The 2553-nt window shown below is 62.7% G+C and carries 2 protein-coding genes; one reads left to right on the top strand and one right to left on the bottom strand.

Going from position 1 to position 2553, the window contains the following annotated elements; translation table 11 throughout:
* Positions 1 to 31: 31 nt before the first annotated feature.
* Positions 32 to 622 carry a recombinase family protein gene (locus ACFTOW_RS13600; RefSeq protein WP_379916609.1) on the bottom strand — a complete coding sequence of 197 codons (591 nt, stop codon included), beginning with the start codon at positions 620 to 622 and terminating at the stop codon, positions 32 to 34.
* Positions 623 to 734: 112 nt separating this feature from the next.
* On the opposite strand from ACFTOW_RS13600, the gene ACFTOW_RS13595 reads away from it, so the two are divergent.
* The coding region (locus tag ACFTOW_RS13595; protein ID WP_379916607.1) for a DUF4158 domain-containing protein at positions 735 to 2553 on the top strand (1819 nt) is incomplete at its 3' end.

Below are 2553 nucleotides of genomic sequence, written 5' to 3'. Positions count from 1 at the left end.
GGGGTAGATTCCGGTAGGGGGCAGGATCGTATCACAAGGCATTTTGGCGGTGCCGCCTGACGATGTCCGTGACGGTGTTTTTCGAGATACCGAGGTCCCGGGCGATCCATCGGTATGACCTTCCGTCTTCGATGGCCTGCAACACCTTCGGAGTCAGCTTGTCGGACTTGGGGCGCTGTCCCGGCTGACGCCCAAGCTTCTTGCCGCGTGCTCGTGCGGCGGCAAGGCCGGATTTCACGCGCTCGCTGAGAAGATCGCGCTCGAATTGGGCGATCCCGGCCAGCATGGTGGCCATCATCCGACCGTGAGGTGTGTCGAGCTCGAAAGTCATGCCATTCATAGCCACGACCGAGACTTTCCAGCCTGCAAGCCGATTGAGAGTATCAAGCAGATCCTGAGTGGACCGCCCCCACCGGGAAAGCTCGCTGACCAGAATGGCGTCTATCTGCCTGGCCTGTGCGAGATCGAGGATCTGGTTGCGGGCGGCGCGATTGGCTGAGGCCCCGGAGGCCGTTTCCTTGAACACGCCGACCACGTCATAGCCGCCGCGTTCCGCGAATGCGGTTAGCTCGGAGACCTGTCGCTCACAAGACTGGTCGGATGTCGAAACTCTGGCGTAGATGGCCGCGCGCTGTCCCAGTTGAACCCCCTCGGAATTTGGCCTTGCAAGCCGTTGATTTTGCTGGTGCGGATTTTGTCCTGAACAGACTAATGACTAACAAGGACAAACCCACATGCCAAGACGCTCTATTCTGACCGCGCGCCAACGTGCCGCGCTGATCGATCTTCCGAAAGACGAGGCCAGCATCCTCCACCACTACACGCTGTCGGATCATGACATCGAAATCATTCGGACCCGTCGCCATGCACGCAATCGCCTCGGCTTTGCCCTTCAGCTTTGTGCGTTCCGATATCCTGGCCGACTGTTGGTGTCGGGTGAGGTCATTCCGGAGGCCGTCAGTCGCTTCATCGCCGCACAGCTTGGTGAAGAGATGGAGGAGCTTTCCCATTACGCCGAGACCGACGTAACGCGGCGAAGGCATCTGGTCGACTTGCGCCAAGCCTACGGCTTCAGGATGTTCTCCGGGCATCGCGCGCGGGAACTGAAAGCCTGGCTGTCAGGCGAGGCGGAGGTGGCAACCTCTAACCATGATCTGGCCAGCCGGTTTGTCGAAGAGTGTCGCCGGACTCAGACGATCTTGCCGGGTGTGTCCGTGGTCGAGCGCCTCTGCGCGGATGCGCTCGTGGCGGCGGAACGCCGGATCGAAAGCGCCATCGTGAACCGGCTGGATGAAGATAGAAAGGCCCGCCTGGACACCCTGCTCACGGAGATGGTCGATGGCACGGTCAGCCGGTTCGTCTGGCTGCGCCAATTCGAGGTTGGTCAGAACTCGGCCGATGTTGGCCGCCTCCTCGATCGGCTGGAGGTTCTGCGGGATCTGAACATCTCGCTAGATATCCTTGCGGGCATTCCACCCCATCGGGTGACCCGCCTGCGGCGTCAGGGCGAACGCTACTTTGCCGATGGTCTGCGTGACATCAGCAGCGACCGCCGCCTGGCCATTCTCGCGGTTTGCGCCGTCGAGTGGTGTGCCGCGATTTCCGACGCGGTGGTCGAGACCCATGACCGGATCGTCGGCAAGACCTGGCAGGGCGCGAAGAGGCTGTGCGACGCCAAAATCGCCGACGCAAAGGCGGCGGTGCAGGACACCCTGCGCGCCTTCAAATCTCTCGGGTCGGCCCTGCTGGACGCTAGAAGCGATGGGGCTTCCTTGGATCAGGCGACAGAGCTGGCTTGCGGGTGGGATCGGCTCAAAGGGCTGGTCGCCACCGCCGCTGAGTTGACGGACACGATGGCCGCAGACCCATTGACCCATGTTGGCCAAGGTTATCATCGGTTCCGGCGCTATGCCCCGCGCATGCTGCGCGTTCTCGATATCGAGGCGGCGGGTATCGCAGCTCCCTTGCTGCAGGCGACCGCGCTGATCGCAGACGATGAAAAGCCCGAAACCCGCCCAGTTGGCTTTCTGCGGCGCGGCTCGAAATGGCACCGCCATCTGAACGCTGAGGACGGTGACGGCCATCGGCTCTGGGAAGTTGCGGTGCTGTTTCATTTGCGGGAGGCGTTCCGGGCGGGTGACATCTGGCTCCCCCATTCCCGGCGCTACGCTGATCTGAAGCTGGCCCTGGTTCCTGCGGAGGCGGTAGAGGGCGCGCCAAGGCTGACGGTGCCGCTCGACCCGGAAACCTGGCTTGCCGATCGCAAGGCGCGCATGACCGACGGGCTGGCGCGACTGGCCAAGGCGGCTCGCGCAGGGGCCATCCCGGGCGGGTCGATCGAGAATGGCGTCTTGAGAACTGACCGCCTGAGTGCGGCGGTGCCGCAAGAGGCAGACGAGCTGGTGCTCGATCTCTACGACCGGTTGCCGGCCATACGGATCACCGAACTGCTGCAGGAGGTCGATGCAGATATTGGCTTCACGGAAGCCTTCACACATCTGCAGACCGGCGCGCCCTGCAAAGACCAGATCGGGATGCTGACCGTGCTGTTGG

The organism is Lacimonas salitolerans, assembly GCF_042677865.1.
GTDB classification, from domain to species: Bacteria; Pseudomonadota; Alphaproteobacteria; order Rhodobacterales; family Rhodobacteraceae; genus Lutimaribacter; species Lutimaribacter salitolerans.
Note: the sequence above shows the minus strand (reverse complement) of the source record. Positions and strands in the feature narration are given on the sequence as shown.